Here is an 18,480-nt window from a genome sequence, read left to right on the forward strand (position 1 = left end):
TGATACATTATATCAAATAAATTTATTTGTGACACTTAATTAATTCTTCAATACATCCATCTATCCCGTCAACTAAATATTTGGCAACATTCTTGACTGTTTGATGAGAACGATTAAATGTAAAAGAATTTTCAACACTCTTTAACATCGGGATATCGTTCCATGAATCTCCAATAGCTGCCATATCTTCATAAGCTAAGCCATAGAACTCAATTATTCGTTTAATCCCCTTCCCTTTAGAGCATCCTTTCGCAGCAAAATCAAGGTGCCGCTCATTTTGATAAACATCAATAACATCACCAAACATATCAATCATTTTAGTGTATTCTTTACCAGCTTCGTCATTATTTTTAAAATGTAAAGAAAAAGCTTCAAACTGCTCCCCAACTTGATTAAATGATGTAATTAGTTTAACCCGTGGAGATAAATCAAAAGTACGATTAAGTACATACATATCTCCTTGGTAAACAATACTAGTATCGACAGCCTCGTATTGTTCATAAATACTTTGAGCAATTTTTTTATCTATAAATTTTTGATAAATTAAATTTCCTTCCTTATCTAATATTTTTGCTCCTGAACATAGAATATAAAAATCGTAATCTATCTGATGAGGATTAAAATCCTCAATTCCTTTATATGAACGACCAGTACAAACTCCAAATAAATTACCTAGACTTTGAAAATGTTTGATGGCTTGAACATCCTCTAACCGATAATATGAACCACTCTCATCGTAAAAAAATAGTGTTCTATCAAAATCACTTGCTAATGCTTTCATTTTCATCCCTCCATTATTTTTAGTACAACTTTTTTCTATCTCGATTGCTTGATTTTCAAATATTGACACAAGAAAAGGCGTATTACTACGCCTGTAGATAAGCCAAAATCAATTCAATCGTATTGTTGATAGCCTGTTGATGAGAGCGTTCCATCCCATGAGAAGCATGTACTCCCGGTCCAATCAAACCACCCTTAATATCATTACCACCTCGTAAGGCCGCACTAACATCACTACCATAGAATGGATAAATATCTACTGCATAGTTAAGTCCTTTAGCTTTAGCAAGTTCAATAAACTTTGAAGTAATCCCATAATCATATGGTCCACTAGAGTCTTTTGCACATATACTCACATCATATTCACTACATGCTAAATCATCGCCAATACATCCCATATCCACTGCAATCAATTCACTAATATTTTCGGGAATACTAGCACTGCCATGCCCTACTTCTTCGTAAGTTGAAATGATCATAATAACATTGTTGGCAGGAACAATATTCTTTTCTTTCAATTCTTTTAAAACAGTAACTAGGCAAGCTACGCTTAATTTATCATCAAGAAATCTTGATTTAAGAAAACCACTATTAGTGTATGTTGTTTTAGGATCAATAGCAATATAATCACCATTATCAATCCCTAAAGCTGTAACATCTTCTTTATTTTTTACAACTTCGTCTAATCGAATATGCATATTTTCACATTTACGAATAGCTGTTTTTGATTCCTCATATACATGAGCGGCAGGATAATTGCTTAAAATAGTTCCTGTATAAATTTTGTTTTCACGTGTAATTACTCGACAGTATTCACCATCTAGAGTCGGGACGATTGGACCCCCAACATTAGTGAAAGCTAATTCTCCATTATCTCTAATACTTCTAACCATTAAGCCTAGAGTATCCACATGAGCACATAAACCAATTGTTTTATCATTCTTGCCATCAACATAAATATAAAGATTTCCTTTATTATTCATTCCTGTACGATAACCTAATTGTTCAACTTCATTTTTAACAAATTCAATAACTTCTTTGCAATAACCTGTAGGACTATCAATATTTAATATTTTAGTTGCAAAATCTATTACATAATTTTCCATCATTTAACTCCTTTATTCTCTTCTTCAAGTATATAACTAATTACTAATAATTTAAACAATAAAAACAGCCTTATTTACTGATACGTTTTGAATAATTTAAAAGGATTAGGGCTACTCTTTTAAACTTTCTTTGAGATCGCAGCAATTTTAAGACTGTTTTACATTATTAATAATAACAAACTACAGGACAATTAACTTCAATACTATTATATAATTGTGAAGCAATTCCCGTAGGTAAATTAATACAACCATGAGAACCATTGTTCATATAAATAGTTCCACCCCACTTAGAACGCCAGCTTGAAGAATCATGTAACCCGATTCCTTTATTAAAAGGCATCCAATAAGAAACTGGAGTTTCATATGGCCATGTTCCATCAGGTAATTTTGTTCCCCGAAGAACACGATTTCTTTCCTTATTATATAAATAATAGGCACCCGCTGGTGTACGGCGATCAGCAATATTGTATGTACCAGAAACAATATCTGACTCTAATACGATCTGACCATTTTTATGATACCACATATGTTGCCCTGATAAATCAATTTCAACAAAAGTATCACCTAATCCACCATTATCCGAAGAAGCTTCACGACCAGTTGTAACAGGTGTTCTGACACCCACTTTATTGGCATAAATATCTTCTAATAAACCGCTTATTTCCTTACTATTTTGGAGTCTTAAACCATAATTACCACCGCTAACTGTAATCGTCCGATTATTAGCCCCAACAAAAGTTCGGCTTCCACCAACACTGTTAATTTTCTTCGCTAAACTTCCAACAAAGTCAGTTACTTTTTCTTTAAATACAGCATCATCACGATAATAATTACCACTTTCATCTATTGATAACCAAGTAACCAAAGTACTACCATCTAACACTACATCTCCAGAACGTGTTTTATAGGTTATCGCCGCAGATGCATACTTTCTAGCTGCATCTAATAAATTTTGTAATTTCGCATCATTAGCTTTTACAGCGGGTTCTACATAACATTTTTTCTCCGTTAAATTTAAACTTTCTTTACCTTCACTAAAGGCTAACTTTATTTCACTAATTAGTTTTTCTTGATCAATCGTTGAACCATTGACCTCGTTGGTGATGGTAAACTCATTATTTAGATATTCCACTTTAGCATCGACCGGTGCCACTTGCACCTCTTCTTGAAGATGTCTCAAAGAAGCCACCTTAGCTCTTAAAACTGTTTCATCAACTTCAGCTAGATCATTAACTACATTTTTCGATTTATTAAAATAAGCTCCAATCCACCCAAAAGAATTTTGCTTTTTCAAAATATTCTTAACATTATTATTACTATTATAGCGAACTCCACATTCGCTTCCTGAAACTGTTTCAGTTGCTTCATCATTAAAAATCAATTTTAAAGAACGAGCATCTATTTGTTCCGCTAACTTTTCATTCGCTTCAGTTAATGTTAAACCACTGACATTGATATCATTAATGTATGTACCACTTAAAAACTTCTTATTGAAATAAAAACTTCCAATTAAATAAATAATGACTAATAATGATACTAAGATTCCAATAATAATAATCTTTTTTTGTACCCCTGTTTTTTTCCCTGATCTTACTTTTTTAGTCATTTCTGACTTTTGCTTTGATTCAATCGTATCGTTTGTGTTACTCATATTTTCCTCTTGTTTATCCATCTAAATTCTCCCAATATAAGCGATTATTTTGTCTATTAGCATTCTAGCATTTTCCCCTTAATTGTCAACCAAAACAGTTGAAAAGTATGGTATTTTTAAGAATTATTAATAATTTATTGGTAAATCATGTTGTTTTTTTAGATATAATCGTAACTTTTTGATATCTCCATTATGCTGATAACCATGCATTTTAGCAATCTTTGCACCTTCAACATTAGCTTTTATATCGTCAATAAAAATACATTCCTCAGCCTTTAAATTAAATTTTGAAAGAAAATGTTTGAAGATTTCAAGATCAGGTTTTAATAATTGGTAGCGTGCAGAAATATAAAAATCATCAAAATATTTAAAAGCTTCGATATTTTGGTAATAATCATCAAATTGGAGACTGCAATTAGATAATAGATAAATATGATAACCTTGCTCTTTTAGTTCTTTAACTAATGCTACCATTTCAGCAAAAGGCTCAAAATAATCATACCAATGCAATAATGCATGTCTAATCAACTGCGGATTGTCGGTTTTTAATTCCTTAAGAGCTTCTTCCACGGTGAGTAATCCTTGATCTAGCTTTTGCCACTGTTTTGAAGCAAATAACTCTCTTTCAATCACTTCTTGTTCTAAACTATCATTTGATAATTTACTAGCAATATAGTGCGGATCCCAACGCAAAATAACATTTCCCATATCAAAAACAATATTTTTAATCATGCATTAACGCTCCTAAAATAGCGACCCCTTTAATAATCTGTTCATTAGTTGGAGTTGAAAAATTCATCCGAAACGATTGGCATGGTTTATTATCATCATCATAGAAAGCATTTCCTGGAACTACTGCTACTTTATGTTCAACAGCTCTTTTAACAAACTCCGGCATATCAATTCGTTCTGGTAGAGTCACCCAAATAAACATTCCCCCATCAGGAATTGTCCATTTACAATCTGGGCTGAATTGTTTTTTCATTTCTTCCAACATCAAATTACATTTTTGCTCATATACTGCCTGTAATTTTTTTAGGTGTACCTCCATATCCGTTTCATTTAAGAAACGAGCCATTACACTTTGCGCCCAAGCATTTGTATGAACATCATTTGTCTGTTTAGCAACTGTGCATTTAGCTAATAGATCTTGATGACCAATCATAACAGCTACACGCATTCCCGGTGCAATAATTTTTGAAAAACTAGCTGCATAAACTACTAATCCTTCATCATCTAATGACTTAATTGAAGGAATTGCATCATTTCTAAATCTTAAATCACCATATGGATTATCTTCAAGAATCAGCACTTGATATTTTTTTGCTAATGTATAAATAGCTTGACGTTTTTCTAAAGAAGTTGTTATTCCAGTAGGATTTTGGAAATTAGGAATCAAATAAATAAATTTTGGTTTTTGCACCCCACTTAAAACTGCTTCTAACTGTTCAAGATTGATTCCATCATCTTCCATATCAATTCCAACTAATTTGGCACCATTACTTTTAAATGCATTTAAAGCCCCTAAAAAGCTTGGATTTTCACAAACAACTAGATCCCCTTCATTACATAAACATTTAGATAAAAAATCCATGATTTGTTGTGAACCAGAAGTAACCATAACACCATCATAGTCTTTCACTACTGTTTCATGCCGTGATAAAAATTCTATTGCTGCTTTTTTAAAGCTTCCGTCACCTTCAGTAATTCCATACTCTAAAATAGAATTAGGACAAGTATTAAAAATATCATCACTAATTCTTTTTAATTGTTCAACAGGAAAAGTCTCACTAGCCGGATTTCCACCACCAAAACTAATAATCTCTGGATCATTCATCATTTTTAAAATTTCCCTAATTGCTGATGCCTTAACACCACTGATCCGATTTGAAAATTCAAAATTCATTTAAATATACCCCCTTATTTGTATACTATTTATTATAAACCAAACATTTACTAATGCAAAGAGCAATAATATGGTTTATAATATATAATAGGATGTACATAAAGGAGGAATTCCATGCAAGCACTTTTCTTAGTTTTACACAAAGTAGAAAAATTAGATGATCTCTTAGCCGCATTACAAAAAAGTGGTATTAACGGAGGGACGATCATTGAAAGCAAAGGGATGCTTAATACATTAAAAAGTAATGATAATTTTATTATCGAATCATTACGAATTTTTCTTGAAGATCCCCGTGAAACAAGCAAAACACTTTTCTTTATTTTAAAAAATGAAGATGTTGAAAAAGCAAGGACCGTTATTGATAAAACTTTAGGCGGCATCGATAAACCCAATACCGGCATTATGTTTGGTATTGATCTAACCTTTGTTGCTGGACTAAACATTGAATAATACTAAAAAACCTTAGCATTTTATTTTGCTAAGGTTTTTATTTACCATTGTAACATTGTCATATACTCACTTGGACTGGATAGTGCTTCCTTATATACAGTAATCTTGACCATTTTTTCTTTTTTTCCATCAATTGAAGCGATATACACACTATCATAATCATTCTCTAACAACAATGATTGTTTATAGTAATCAAGACGTGCATTAGCAATTTGATAAGAACTCTTTCCTTCACTATCTTTATACTCAACAATATCACCAGTTAAAACAAGAATATACGCTTCATGAGTAGGTACCTCACTGCTGTTATTCAATAAAGGAGAGCCCTCACCTGGCGGTAATAACTGCATCACTTTATTAAAAACTTGACGATTTGATATTTTATAGTTTAATACTTCTTCATCTGCTTTAATATCCATTGAAACTTCTTGATACTTATCATCAAAATCCTTATTACTTACAAAATCTAATAACTGAACTTTTAAGACCTGATTTTCAACAACTAATCCACTTAATGTTTCAGTTATTTTTTTTTCTGGTTGTTCACTTTTTGTCCCACCAAACTTTAAAACTAAAAAAGTTATCAATAGTAACGCTATTATCCCCAATAACATTAACGCATTTTTCGTTAATTTCAGAGGTTTTCGTGCCATAATCACACCTCCTTTTACTTATTATATCATATCTCCTGCTTATTTTTCTTTACAAGTTAATTTATTCTCTTTAGCATTTTTTGTTAATTTTTCAAAAGAAACCGTTCCATCACCATTTAAATCTATTAATCCAACCTCATTAAGTTTTTTTAAATCACCATTTTCTATATCAATTATAAATTCCTGACGAACAATTTGATCTTTAGCAGTAAGCTTTATTTCCAACCCATCTATTTCTTTATATACATTTAATTGTGATTCAAGTGTACTAACTAAGGTCTCATCATCATAATCCGTATCTCTATAATCATTAATCGTCACATTCACGATCCTGATAACCTTATCGCCTTTAGTTTCATAAGTATTTTCAATATCGCCATAATCAAAACTTCCTTTACAAACTGTTATACTCTTAGTAGATGAATCACTACATCCAGTTAAAATTCCTGCTATCATCATTACTATAAATATTTTTTTCATTTATGATCCTCTCCGTCTTTTATATTCATCGATCATGTAAGGCTGAATTTCCGGATATGTCCAGCATTCGGGCAGTTCCTTCGATAAAAATATTTTTTCTATCTCAGAATCAGGTAAATCCGCCATTTTTTCAATTTCGGCATAAAATATTGTTCCAAAAGACTCTTTTGATCCAGTTTTCTCAACAACTCCGTAGTCGCAAAGACGTTCAAGCGTATAAGTAACAGCTCCCGTTTCTTCATACAATTCACGTCTTGCACATGCTTCAATGCTTTCCCCATTTTCACGATGTCCTCCAGGTATTTCAAATGTCTTTCGCTGTTTATGTTTACAAAATACCCACTGTTTTAAATAACGGCTAATAATTACCGCAAATTTTAAATCATGCTTCGCTACAGATTCATAAAAAGATACTTTCATCTAAATTCACCTACATTTCTATATGTATAGATTTTATCATATTTAGACTTATTTAGCTGAATTTTTCAAAAACTTTCAAAATATAAAAACCATGGTAACACTACCATGGCTTAAATACATTATAATAAATTCTGTAAATGTTTTACAATTTCATTTTCAGGAACAAAACCAGTAATCTGGTCAACTGCTTTACCATCTTTAAAAATAATTAAATTTGGAATTGCCTGAACCCCATAACGCCCGGCAATATCACTAGAAGCATCAACATTTAATTTATAAAAATTAACCTGCTCCATCTTTTCTGCTAACCCTTCAATAACTGGAGATAACATTTTACATGGTCCACACCAGTCAGCATAAAAATCTACTAAAACGATACCGCTAGCAATTGCGTTATCAAATTCATTACTATTTAAAATTTTCATTTTTATCACCTCATTAACATTATGCCTAATCTATAAATAATTACAACTAATTTGCTTTAATTTTATCATATTCTTGTAAAGCAAGCGACATTGGGTCATTATCGTCAAAAGAAATCGAATCACCTTGATAACTTTCACTACCATCATTAGAACGCTTAAATCTAGTAATTTGACCCGGATTATCATAGTCAACTTTTAATAATAAATTAGGGTTATTTTCAAACTCCGACAGCTTTCTTTGAAGAATATTTTTAAATAATAGAATATCATTTTCTGTTCTAATTTCATTCTCACTTTCACCCGGCAATGCATAAGTAAGATATTGATATGTGTCAAGCTTATTAATAATATAATAATAATTATCAAACCAACTTTTTAAAAGTGCCGCATCTAACTTTTTGATTACCATTAAATATTCTTGATCCGAAATTTGATAACCTCTTGTTACCTTATCACCATTATCCTTATAATAAGTAATTTTTAAGTTATGACTGCCATAATCACTTTTTTGTTTTAAAATTTCCTGATGAATTGCCACTACTGTATCAATTGATTTTTGATCAGTTAATTTACTATTAATCTTGTTGTACCCAAAATTTGAATTAATTTCTACTGCTTTAATATCATGAGGAATATAATTTTCTAAATATCCTTTTGAACCAATAAAAATTACAATTGTAACTAAAACAATTAATGTTCCCTGCACTATGCACAATACATACCTAATACGTTTTGACTGAATAAATTGAATAATAAAAGTCGCAACAAAGGTTGCAATAATATTGATAATAATAAAACTCTTCAAAGATTGAACAGGAATATCCAAAATAGAAGTAATCAGCCAAGAAACTGAAATAATACAAATTAGTTTAATTACTTCACCAATGATTTTATAAGTGAAACCATGATAATTGTTAACACATTCCCGGTTACTGCTTGCTAAAAAAGCCATTATAAATATAACTAGACCATAACCAGCATACAGCAAAAGATAATAAGAACTTAAACCACTAAGTCCACCAATAAATAATCGAAAAGCGGGCAAAATAATACTTACGACCTCCATTGAAAAATCAGCACTAATGATTCCTCTAACAAAAGTCTGATAAACAGAAAATAAACTCATATAAATAATGAATGGCGATATATTAATAACAATTTGTAGAATAATATCCATAATTACTGATGTCGTTAAATAGGCAGCTAGATTACCTAAACTATAATAAATCCAAATCATTAAAATTGCTGAAGAACAATTTTTAAGTACTAATCCTTGTCCTAAAATAACATCAACAATACAATAGATTATGACAGGTATAATTATGCACAATAATCCGCTTAAATATCTGATCATAAAACTTTGTATTTTTGTATATGGCAAAGATGAAAAATGAGTCTGTTGGGTTTGATCAAATAAGTAACTTAAATTAACCATCGGAACAACTAATGAATAGAGTAAGATAATTAGATAAAACATTCCTACAGGAACATCAGAGTGAAAAGAAATCAGACTGATTACCAAACTTAAAGCTAGAAAACCACTAAAAATAACAACTGTATTTTTTAGCTGTTTTAAATCATTTTTTAATAAACTGATCATCATCTTTAACCACCTACCTTTATATCATTAACGATCACGCCATCATCACCTTTCTTTAAGGTAAATTCTAATGGATAAGTATAGTTATTTCCTTCTTTTGTAACAACTTCATAGGTACCTTGATAAATAACTTCATCATTACTAAAGGCTATAACTGTGCTATCACCGTTTGGATAGACCATATCAATTGTTTCGTGACTAAATTGTGTACTCACTACGGCTTTGATTTGTTCTTCAAACTTTGTTGAATCACTATTAATATCATCAATAACATCTCGACAATTTTCAATAAAAACAGCTCGTTCGATCAACTCATCGCTAGTAATAAAATTCGTTATTGCTTCATTACTGCTTATTAAATAATTGACACTATCAGGATTTAATAAATTATATGTTTTAATACTAAATATATTTTTAGGTTTGATTTCTTGATTTGGCAACAATTTAATCAATTCTTGAATTTCCTCTTTATTTAAATAGACTGCATGATCATTAACATAACAAATTAAACTTTTTTCCTTTTTTAAACCCTCAGTATAATTAAGCAGCTTATCAAAATACTTATTTCCTGGTCCATTAAAGAAATCAATTACTGCTTTTTTATTAATATAATAGATACTATAGCTATAATAATCATCATCTAATCCATGTTCATATTGATAAGTATACATCATTGCTAAATCTTGTTGTTCATCATCATATTTTTCAAAATGAAGGTCATCACGATGTTTACTCAAATAATTCAAGAATTCCTTTGTAACCTCATTATTTAAGCTTAAGCTAAGATACTCCTGATTACCAGCTAATTCAGCTACTAAATCAGCAGTAACTTCATATCTCGAATTATTAATTCCTGAAAGATATTGCTTATTGGCAATCATAAAATTAGCACCAAAAACAATTGCTAAAACAGGTACATAGATTAATAAATTACGATAAACATGTCTTCCTTTAAAAATAATTTCAACGATTATCGCTACAATCATCCCAATCAAAATATAGATCAAAAATAAAAGTGACTGACCTTTGAATCCATATGTGATATTAATTTTTGATACTAATAAAATGACTCCAAAACCACATATCGTTACAGCAATAATCAAAATAGCTTTTAAAACAATAATAATTCGGCGAAATACTAAAGGTTCTCCAATATATTCATTTTCACGATTTTTATAAACATAATAGCTGCAGATTAAGGTAACAATTCCTAAAAATAAATGGAAAAATATATGTGGATACGCACTATAAATAAACTGCATTCCAGCAGCTAACGGAAAAGTAAGATAAAGATATGTGTCATTAATTCCAAGATCAAGATTACTTGGAACTAATTTAGGACTAATATAAATAAGCCCCAATAATAAAATTACTGGTAATGCATATGCTGCTAAACTAAACACAACTTGTCCCAAACGATTACCAGACAGTGAACAAACTAAATAAGTAAGGGTATAATAAATAAATAACAAAAGAAATATCGCCATTATAAATCTTATAAATATATTTCCTTCAGTCCCCGCATTATTTAATCCTAAAAACATCATCAAACCTAATCCCTCAATCAATAATGTAACTAGCGCAATTAAATATCCAGCTAAATAATTTGTAAACCAAACGCATCTTGTCGCCAACGGTAATGAACACATCATTGATGATTTCGTTTTATTAACTTGATAACTCTGAATAAAACAAGGGTATATCGTTGTTAGAACAACTGCACTTATTCCATATACAACTATACAAATTTGACTAAAACCACTATTAGAACCAGAAATAAGCGATAAAATAAAGACTCCCACAAAAATAATTAATGATACTTTAGCAGGAAAGAGATTATTTTTAATGATATTTTTTAGTAAGGGAATATTAACCCATGACTTCCTTGAGTTCATCATATTCTCCTCCTAAAGTAAATAAGAAAATCTCTTCTAATGATAATGATAAAGTTTCATTAATTAAAGGACAATACTTTTCCACAGTACGATTGATTGCTTCAATTTCACCAGCAACGATCAAAGTATGAACACGTCCCATCATTTGATGAGATAAAACTTTTAATTCTTTCTCTAAAGCATACATATCATCACCACACTCTAAGACGATTTGTAATTTATGATAGCCTTCTTTAAGATGATCTAGTGCTTCTTCAAAAACAATTTTCCCATTGTTGATCAAAGCGATATGATCACACATACTATCCAATTCATTTAAATGATGACTAGAAATAAAAATTGTCATATTTCGCTCACTTACATCTTGAATCAAAATATCCCAAATAACTTTCCGAATATGTGGATCAAGTCCATCAAACGGCTCATCCATGATCAAATATTCAGGCATGATCGCTAAAGCCAAAATAAACATAACTTGCTTTTTCATTCCTTTAGAAAATTTACTAAAATTTTCTAAACTATCGTGCTTAAACATTTTCATCAATCTTAAATACCGTGCCTCGTTAAAACTTGGATAAATCCCTTGATATAATTCTTTAATATCCCGAATATTATGTCCGAAGGTATCAAAAAATTCATCGGGGATATATACTAATTTTGCTTTTGCTTCAGGATTTTCATAAATACGCATTCCTTCTAATTCAACAAATCCTGTATCACCTTGATAAGCACCTACTAAATGACGAATCAAAGTTGTTTTACCTGCACCATTTTCACCAATAATTCCATAAATTGAACCTTTAGGTATATTTAAAGTAATATTGTCCAAAATTTGTTTGTGATCAATTTTCTTTGATAATTCTTTGACTAATAACATTATTTTCCCTCCCAAGTCTGTTCCATAAATTGGCATAATTGTTCAAAGGTCAAACCAATATATTTACTTTTAGTAACAATCTCTTTTGTGAGAACTTTAATTTGTTGTTCAAACAACTTCGTTTGATTATTTTGTTTTGAGCTAACAAAACTTCCCTTCCCCGGCAAGGAATAAATAAAACCTTGCTCTTCTAAAAGACGATAGGCTTTAACAACGGTATTAGGATTAATATGAATTGATGAAGATAATTCACGGACAGAGGGTAGTTTATCGTCCGCCTGCATTAACCCTGTCGTTATATATTCGAGCAGCTGTTTATAGATTTGTTCATAAATTGGAACACTGCTATTATTATCTATTTGCATAATAACTCCTTTCCTACTACATTCTTACAAATGTAGTATACCAAATATATAACTGTATTACAATATATAATACAGTTATATATTGTAATGCCTTTCATTTAATTATTTTTATAATAATGGTTAAATAGTTTGCATTTTTTATTATTTCAAGTAAAATATGGTTTAGAGATAGGAGGTTTTTAAATGAATAAAGTAGCAATTATCACTGATAGTAATTCTGGAATCACTCAGGCTGAAGGTACAAAATTAGGAATCAACGTACTACCGATGCCATTTACTATTGATGGTCAGACCTTCTATGAAGATATCAACTTATCTCAAGATGAGTTTTATAAAAAACTAATGACAGATGCTGAAGTTTTTACAAGTCAACCCGTAGTTGGTGATGTTAGTAAACTTTGGGATGAAGTATTAAAAGAGTATGATGAAATTGTTCATATTCCCATGTCTAGTGGCTTAAGCGGCTCTTGCCAAACTGCTTTGATGTTAGCAGGTGAATATGATGGACGAGTTCAAGTCGTTGATTCACAACGCGTTTCAGTAACTCAAAAATGGGATGTTCTGGATGCACTTGAATTATCTAAAGCTGGTAAATCAGCAAAAGAAATCAAAGAAATTCTTGAAGCAAATAAATTAAATGCTTCTATCTATATTACTGTTAATACGTTAGATTATCTTCGTAAAGGTGGAAGAATCACTCCTGCTGTTGCAATTTTAGGCGGAATGATGAAAATCAAACCAATCTTACAAATTCAAGGTGAAAAGCTCGATACTTTCTCTAAGACCAGAACAATGTCTAAAGCAACTAAAATTATGATGGAAGCAATAAAAAAAGATATTGATGAACGTCTTGATCCAGAAGGAAAAGGAAAGAATGTTCATGTTTGTATTGCATATACATACGACGAACAGCCAGCATTAGAATTAAAGAAAGAATTAGAAGCTATTTATCCTGATTCAACAATTATTTGTGACCCATTGTCACTTAGTGTTTCATGTCATATTGGACCGCATGCTCTAGCCATTGCTGCATGCAAAAAGATTATCTAGGCAAGAAACTTCGTTTCTTGTCTTTTAATATGTGTTATAATACTTAAAAGGATACAAAATATAATTAAGGAGGTTATTATGCAAGAAAAGCCTAATACAAATAATAAACGACCTGGCAAGTCACCACAAAAAAATCATAATAATAAAAGTAAATCTCGAAACAACACGCCAAAAAAAGCGGTAAATAAATCAAAACAAACAAAAAATAGTATTGATACTAAGGTATTTGCCCTTGGCGGACTAAATGAAGTCGGTAAAAATATGTACTGTGTTGAACACGATAATGAATTATTCATTATTGATGCCGGAGTAAAATTTGCTGAAGAAGGATTACCGGGAATTGATTACGTTATTCCTGATTACTCGTATTTAAAAAGAAATGAAAAGAAAATTCGTGGTTTAATGATTACCCATGGTCATGAAGATCATATAGGTGGAATTCCTTTCTTACTTCAAGTAGTTAAAATTCCTTTCATTTATGCTACACCACTTGCTAGTGCCATGATTAAAAGAAAGTTAGATGAAAAAAGACTAACTAATGCTACAAAAATTATTCAAATCGACGATGAGTATCAAATCAAATCTAAATATTTTAATATTGGATTCTTTAAAACAAACCATTCTATTCCAGAATCAATGGGAATTATTATTAATAGTCCTAATGGACGGATTGTTGAAACAGGAGATTTTAAATTTGATTTATCACCAGTCGGTGATCCAGCAGATTATCAAAAGATGTCTTTCCTAGGTGAAACTGGGGTTACTTTATTAATGAGTGATTCTACTAATTCTGAAGTTCCTACTTTTTCAATCAGTGAAAAGAAGGTCGCTAATAGTGTTCAAGAGGAATTTAGAAAAACAGAGGGACGTTTGATTGTAGCAACTTTCGCTTCCAACGTTCATCGAGTACAACAAATTGTCGAAGCAGCTGTTAAATTTAATCGTAAAATTTTAGTATACGGTCGTTCAATGGAAAACAACATTCAAGTTTCAAGAGCTATGGGCTATATTAAATGTCCTGATAAGTTCTTTATTAAAAGTGAACAAGCAAAAAAATTACCAGATAATGAAATTTTGATTTTATGTACCGGTTCTCAAGGTGAAGCATTAGCAGCATTAAGTCGAATTGCAAATGGAACTCATAAATATGTCAAAATCAAACCCGGCGATACTGTTGTCTTTTCATCAAATCCAATTCCAGGTAACGCTTATAGTGTTAATGTAGTAGTAAATAAATTATTTAGAGCTGGTGCTAAGGTACTAACAAATACCGCTTTCAATAATTTACATACTTCCGGACACGCTTCTCAAGAGGAACAAAAACTGATGATGTTATTGACAAGACCTAAATACTTCTTCCCTGTCCATGGAGAATATCGCATGTTGAAGATTCATGCTGAATTATCTCAAGATGTCGGTATTCCACCAGAAAATTCATTTGTTTTATCAAATGGAGATACAATTTTATTGAATAATGGTGAGGCTCGATTAGGTCCGAGAATTCATGTTGAAGATATTTATGTTGATGGTAATGATATTAGCGGCTTATCCACAGCTGTACTTCGCGATCGACAAATGTTATCTGAAGATGGAATGGTTTCAATTTTAATTAGTATGGATTCTCGTAGTGGAAAATTATTGACAAGACCAGTAATTATCTCACGTGGTTTCGTATATATGAAAGACAGTTTTCACATGATTCGTGAAGCTGAGAAGTTAGTTGAAACAAATTTATCAAAATTGTTACAAGGTAAAACTACTTTCGGAGAAATTAAGAATACTACCCGCGATACATTATCTTCATATTTTTATCGCAAAACTAAACGGAATCCAATGATTATTCCGGTTATCATGAATAAAAAATCATGAGAAAAAAAATAAGAACGATTAAACTACTATTATTGATAATCGTTATTATCGGGAGCGGTTTTGGTTATTATTATAGCCGATATATCGCTCCTGATAGTTATTCTATAAAAAAAACGACTATTACTAATAATAGTTTACCTGATGAATTCAAGAATTTTGAAATTGGTTTTATCAGCGATATTAATCTCCAAAAAAGTAGTGATGTTACTAGATTAAAAAAAATTGTCACTTCATTAAACAAAGAAAATGTTGATATGGTTATTTTTGGTGGTGACCTCTTTTCAGCCACGCCCTTTGATAACGATAAGGTAATCGAATTATTATCCAATATAAAATCTAAATATGGTAAATTTGCTGTTCTTGGTGAAAAAGATTTAGCTTCATCAAATGATGTCAATGCCATTTTAAATGAGGGTGGTTTTGAAGTTCTGCATAACGAATATCGTCCTATTTATTTTAATGGATCTACGATTAGTCTTTTTGGTCTTGAGGGAACAGGAGAATTAAGTGGTCTAATTAATGAAAATAATAGTGAAAGTTACAAAATAGTTGCAGTTCATGAACCAGATTATTTTAACACGACTTCAAATAATGAAATTGCTTTACAACTTTCCGGTCATACAATGGGTGGTTATATTCGTCTTCCTTTTATTGGCGGACTATTTAAAAAAACTAACGGTAATACTTATGTTAGTGGTGAACACACTAAATCAAAAAGTCAATTATTGATTTCTAACGGTTTAGGTATGGAAGACGGATACGAATATCGTCTTTTCTGTCCTAATCAAATCAATATTGTGACATTAAAAAAATAAAGGCTCTAAACCTTTATTTTTTTATTTCTGTCCCAACCCCGCTAGTTGTAAAAATTTCAATTAATAAACTATGTTCCAGACGGCCATCTAAAATATGGACTTTCTTTACGTCCTCCTGAACTGCTTCAAGACAATTTTTTAATTTTGGAATCATTCCCCCGGTTATAATTCCTTGTTCAAATAATTCAGCTGCTGACTCTGTATTAATTACTGATATGCGTGTACTAGGATCGCTCGGATTACGTAAAACTCCCTCAATATCAGTTAAAAATACTAACTTACTCGCTTTTAAAGCACGAGCTACACCCGTTGCTACATCATCTGCATTAATATTAAAAGCATTATACTTAGAATCTAATCCTACTGTTGAAATAATCGGTGTATAATCCTTTTCTAACAATGTTTCTAGTAAAGTAACATCAACATTTATAATTTCCCCAACATAACCAATGTCATCCCCTTTTGGCATTGCTTTTTTTACTGTAATCATATTACCATCTTTACCAGATAAGCCAACTGCATGGGTTCCTATTCTTTCCATATGTTGAACTAATCCTTTATTGATCTTCCCTGACAAAACCATCTCAGCAACTTCTAAAGTTTCTTTATCAGTTACCCGTAAACCATTTTTAAATTCACTTTTAATATCAACTTTCTTTAACCATCCATTGATATCATTTCCCCCACCATGAACAATTACCGGTTTAATCCCAACTGATTTTAGAACCGCAATATCTTTTAAAACACTGTGTTTAATAACTTCATTAGTCATGGCACTACCACCATATTTAATAACTACGATATCTCCATGGAATTTTTGAATATAACTTAAAGCATCTACTAATACTTGTGCTTTATTTTGCTCAACTGTATGCACATTATTTCCCCCTTAATTAAATTTTTATTATGAACGATAGTCAGCGTTGATTTTAACGTAATCGTAAGTTAGATCACATCCCCATGCAATCGCTTTACAATCACCATTATGAATATCAATAATTGCTTTTACTTCGCTGCTTGATAAGATCTTAGTTGCTAATTCTTCACTATAATCAGTCGCCATTCCTTTAGCCACCAATTGCAATTCCCCAAATTCACTAGCAACGCTCAAATCAACATTATATGGATCAAATTGTTCACCAGAATAACCCATTGCACATAATAATCTTCCCCAGTTAGCGTCATTGCCATATACTGCTGTCTTTACTAACGGTGAAGTACAAACGCTTTTAGCGATTACTTTAGCCTGTTGAACTGTATCAGCATTATGAACTTGAACTTCTAACAATTTAGTTGCACCTTCGCCATCACCGGCAATTGCTTTAGCTAGATATTCATTAACATAATATAAGGCTTCTTTAAATATTTGATAATCCTGATCTTCTATAACAATTTCTTGATTTCCAGCTAATCCATTAGCTAATAACAAGACTGTATCATTAGTTGAAGTATCACGATCAACAGAAACCATATTGAAAGTATCAGGAATTACTTCTTTCAATGCCTTATTTAATAATTCCTTAGAAATATTACAATCGGTTGTAATAAATCCCAGCATGGTTGCCATATTTGGATGAATCATTCCTGACCCCTTACAGCAAGCCCCCAAAGTAACCGTCTTTCCACCGACTTCAATTTCAACAGCAAGATGCTTTGGTTTCGTATCTGTCGTCATAATTGATTCAGCTACGATTACCCCTGCTTCTTGGCTCTCACTTAATAACGGTTTAACAATTGGTACCCCATTAATGATTTTATTCATTGGTAATTGCTTACCAATTACACCTGTAGAACAAATTAGAACTTCCTCTTTTTCCAATCCAAAATTATCTGCTACAGTTTGAGCAAACTCTTCGTTACATTTTAAACCCTCATCGCCAGTACAAGCATTTGCGACCCCACTATTAACAGCAATGATTCTAACATGATCATAATTATCAACGATCATCTTATCCCATAACACTGGTGCTGCCTTAACAATATTTTGGGTAAAAGTTCCTACCGCTTTGGCATCAACTTTACTATAGATCAATGCTAAATCTTTTTTTGCTTTTTTAATACCAACATGTTCTCCAGCACCTAAATATCCTTTAGGCGAGGTTACCGTTCCATTCTCAATTATTTTCATTTTATTTTCC

The 18,480-nt window shown here is 31.2% G+C and carries 19 protein-coding genes; 4 read left to right on the plus strand and 15 right to left on the minus strand.

What is annotated here, in order from left to right; translation table 11 throughout:
* Window positions 1-22: 22 nt before the first annotated feature.
* The 5 genes from EYR00_RS11265 to EYR00_RS11285 form a co-directional block, all read right to left on the minus strand.
* A complete protein-coding gene (locus EYR00_RS11265; protein WP_008791301.1) occupies window positions 23-781 on the minus strand; it encodes an HAD-IIB family hydrolase in 759 nt (252 codons plus the stop codon).
* 85 nt (window positions 782-866) lie between these two features.
* Window positions 867-1,886 (minus strand): M42 family metallopeptidase, encoded by a 1,020-nt coding sequence (locus EYR00_RS11270; RefSeq protein ID WP_008791300.1) that lies wholly within the window; start codon window positions 1,884-1,886, stop codon window positions 867-869.
* 166 nt (window positions 1,887-2,052) lie between these two features.
* Window positions 2,053-3,558, minus strand: a complete 1,506-nt coding sequence (locus EYR00_RS11275; protein WP_003536107.1) for a L,D-transpeptidase family protein — start codon at window positions 3,556-3,558, stop codon at window positions 2,053-2,055.
* A 105-nt stretch (window positions 3,559-3,663) separates the two neighbouring features.
* Entirely contained in the window at window positions 3,664-4,269 is a 606-nt protein-coding gene (locus tag EYR00_RS11280; RefSeq protein ID WP_003536106.1) for an HAD family hydrolase, read from the minus strand.
* Complete coding sequence (locus EYR00_RS11285; RefSeq protein ID WP_003536105.1) at window positions 4,262-5,443, minus strand: aminotransferase-like domain-containing protein; 1,182 nt, start codon at window positions 5,441-5,443, stop codon at window positions 4,262-4,264. Before EYR00_RS11285 ends, EYR00_RS11280 begins: the two co-directional genes overlap by 8 nt.
* Window positions 5,444-5,557: 114 nt before the next feature.
* On the opposite strand from EYR00_RS11285, the gene EYR00_RS11290 reads away from it, so the two are divergent.
* The gene (locus EYR00_RS11290; protein WP_003536104.1) at window positions 5,558-5,893 is read left to right on the plus strand and encodes a P-II family nitrogen regulator; all 336 of its coding nucleotides are present in this window, start codon (window positions 5,558-5,560) and stop codon (window positions 5,891-5,893) included.
* A gap of 41 nt (window positions 5,894-5,934) precedes the next feature.
* Here EYR00_RS11290 and EYR00_RS11295 read toward each other — a convergent pair whose 3' ends face one another.
* From EYR00_RS11295 to EYR00_RS11330, 8 genes are all read right to left on the minus strand, one after another.
* Window positions 5,935-6,546 (minus strand): hypothetical protein, encoded by a 612-nt coding sequence (locus EYR00_RS11295; protein ID WP_003536103.1) that lies wholly within the window; start codon window positions 6,544-6,546, stop codon window positions 5,935-5,937.
* Between the two features lie 39 nt (window positions 6,547-6,585).
* A complete protein-coding gene (locus tag EYR00_RS11300; protein ID WP_003536102.1) occupies window positions 6,586-7,026 on the minus strand; it encodes a DUF1307 domain-containing protein in 441 nt (146 codons plus the stop codon).
* Entirely contained in the window at window positions 7,027-7,446 is a 420-nt protein-coding gene (locus EYR00_RS11305; RefSeq protein ID WP_003536101.1) for an NUDIX hydrolase, read from the minus strand.
* A gap of 119 nt (window positions 7,447-7,565) precedes the next feature.
* Window positions 7,566-7,871 carry a thioredoxin gene (gene trxA / locus EYR00_RS11310; RefSeq protein WP_003536100.1) on the minus strand — a complete coding sequence of 102 codons (306 nt, stop codon included), beginning with the start codon at window positions 7,869-7,871 and terminating at the stop codon, window positions 7,566-7,568.
* A 46-nt stretch (window positions 7,872-7,917) separates the two neighbouring features.
* Window positions 7,918-9,474: a hypothetical protein gene (locus EYR00_RS11315; protein WP_003536099.1), complete on the minus strand. Its 1,557-nt coding sequence runs from the start codon at window positions 9,472-9,474 to the stop codon at window positions 7,918-7,920.
* Between the two features lie 2 nt (window positions 9,475-9,476).
* Window positions 9,477-11,366 (minus strand): ABC transporter permease, encoded by a 1,890-nt coding sequence (locus tag EYR00_RS11320; protein WP_226814538.1) that lies wholly within the window; start codon window positions 11,364-11,366, stop codon window positions 9,477-9,479.
* Window positions 11,341-12,243 (minus strand): ABC transporter ATP-binding protein, encoded by a 903-nt coding sequence (locus EYR00_RS11325; RefSeq protein WP_003536097.1) that lies wholly within the window; start codon window positions 12,241-12,243, stop codon window positions 11,341-11,343. The genes EYR00_RS11320 and EYR00_RS11325 overlap by 26 nt, the downstream gene beginning before the upstream one ends.
* Window positions 12,243-12,608, minus strand: a complete 366-nt coding sequence (locus EYR00_RS11330) for a GntR family transcriptional regulator (protein WP_003536096.1) — start codon at window positions 12,606-12,608, stop codon at window positions 12,243-12,245. The genes EYR00_RS11325 and EYR00_RS11330 overlap by 1 nt, the downstream gene beginning before the upstream one ends.
* 183 nt (window positions 12,609-12,791) lie before the next feature.
* Here EYR00_RS11330 and EYR00_RS11335 point away from each other — a divergent pair, with 183 nt between their 5' ends.
* The 3 genes from EYR00_RS11335 (at window position 12,792) to EYR00_RS11345 (ending at window position 16,342) form a co-directional block, all read left to right on the plus strand.
* Window positions 12,792-13,658 (plus strand): DegV family protein, encoded by an 867-nt coding sequence (locus tag EYR00_RS11335; protein ID WP_003536095.1) that lies wholly within the window; start codon window positions 12,792-12,794, stop codon window positions 13,656-13,658.
* A gap of 78 nt (window positions 13,659-13,736) precedes the next feature.
* Window positions 13,737-15,527, plus strand: coding sequence for a ribonuclease J1 (gene rnjA / locus EYR00_RS11340; RefSeq protein ID WP_003536094.1), 1,791 nt, complete (start codon window positions 13,737-13,739; stop codon window positions 15,525-15,527).
* Window positions 15,524-16,342: a metallophosphoesterase gene (locus EYR00_RS11345; protein ID WP_003536093.1), complete on the plus strand. Its 819-nt coding sequence runs from the start codon at window positions 15,524-15,526 to the stop codon at window positions 16,340-16,342. The genes rnjA and EYR00_RS11345 overlap by 4 nt, the downstream gene beginning before the upstream one ends.
* Before the next feature lie 13 nt (window positions 16,343-16,355).
* Here EYR00_RS11345 and argB read toward each other — a convergent pair whose 3' ends face one another.
* Window positions 16,356-17,219 (minus strand): acetylglutamate kinase, encoded by an 864-nt coding sequence (gene argB / locus EYR00_RS11350; protein ID WP_003536092.1) that lies wholly within the window; start codon window positions 17,217-17,219, stop codon window positions 16,356-16,358.
* 27 nt (window positions 17,220-17,246) lie between these two features.
* Complete coding sequence (gene argJ, locus EYR00_RS11355; RefSeq protein ID WP_008791291.1) at window positions 17,247-18,470, minus strand: bifunctional ornithine acetyltransferase/N-acetylglutamate synthase; 1,224 nt, start codon at window positions 18,468-18,470, stop codon at window positions 17,247-17,249.
* Window positions 18,471-18,480 lie beyond the last annotated feature (10 nt).

Origin of the sequence: Thomasclavelia ramosa DSM 1402 (assembly GCF_014131695.1) — a bacterium.
Lineage (GTDB): Bacteria > Bacillota_I > Bacilli_A > Erysipelotrichales > Coprobacillaceae > Thomasclavelia > Thomasclavelia ramosa.